This is a genomic window from Streptomyces klenkii, from assembly GCF_003626645.1.
In the GTDB taxonomy this organism is placed as follows: domain Bacteria; phylum Actinomycetota; class Actinomycetes; order Streptomycetales; family Streptomycetaceae; genus Streptomyces; species Streptomyces klenkii.
Genome location: NZ_RBAM01000205.1, coordinates 1 through 1,040, shown reverse-complemented (window position 1 = coordinate 1,040; position 1,040 = coordinate 1). Strand labels below are relative to the sequence as shown.

The following is a 1,040-nucleotide window of genomic DNA, read 5'->3' as shown; positions in this document are numbered from 1 at the left end:
CCCGGCTCTGGCCTCTTCCGCAAGCAGCCGCGCTGGGTGATGTCGGCCGAGCTGGTGGAGACCTCCCGGCTGTGGGCGCGGATCAACGCCCGCATCGAGCCGGAGTGGATCGAGCCGCTGGCCGGGCACCTGGTGAAGCGGACCTACAGCGAGCCGCACTGGGAGCAGAAGCAGGCCGCCGTGATGGCCTACGAGCGCGTCACCCTCTACGGCGTGCCGATCGTCGCCCAGCGCAAGGTGAACTACGGCCGCATCGACCCGGCCACCTGCCGGGACCTGTTCATCCGCAACGCCCTGGTCGAGGGCGACTGGCGCACCCGGCACCAGTTCTTCCACGACAACCGCAAGCTGCTGGCCGAGGTCGAGGAGCTGGAGCACCGCGCCCGGCGCCGCGACATCCTGGTGGACGACGAGACGCTGTACGCCTTCTACGACCAGCGGCTGCCCGAGGAGATCGTCTCCGGCGCCCACTTCGACTCCTGGTGGAAGCGCAAGCGGCAGGAGGAGCCCGACCTCCTCAGCTTCGAGAAGTCGATGCTGATCAACGAGCGGGCCGGCGCCGTCACCAAGGCCGACTACCCCGACACCTGGCGGCAGGGGCGGCTCAGCTTCCGCGTGACGTACCAGTTCGAGCCCGGCGCGGACGCGGACGGCGTGACGGTGCACGTGCCCCTCCAGGTGCTCAACCAGGTGACGGCCGACGGCTTCGACTGGCAGATCCCGGGCCTGCGCGAGCAGTTGGTGACCGAGCTGATCCGGTCGTTGCCCAAGCCGCTGCGCCGGCACTGCGTCCCGGCGCCGAACTTCGCCCAGCGGTTCCTGCGCGAGACGCCGGAGCCGGAGGAACGCCCGCTGACGGCCGCGCTCGCGGCCTTCCTGACCGGGGTGGCGGGCGTGCGGATCGCGCCGGAGGACTTCGACGCCTCGCGGGTGCCCGGGCACCTGCGGATCACCTTCCGGGTGGTGGACGAGCGGCGCAGGAAGCTGATCGTGGACGGCGCGGACGCCGAGGACAAGGACCTGGACGCGCTGCGGCTGCG

Annotated in this window: 1 protein-coding gene; it reads left to right on the top strand. The window is 71.2% G+C overall.

Annotated elements, in window-relative coordinates; genetic code table 11:
• Nucleotides 1-1,040 (top strand): DUF3418 domain-containing protein (locus D7231_RS35790; protein WP_120760559.1); only part of this gene is annotated, 1,040 nt, incomplete at both ends.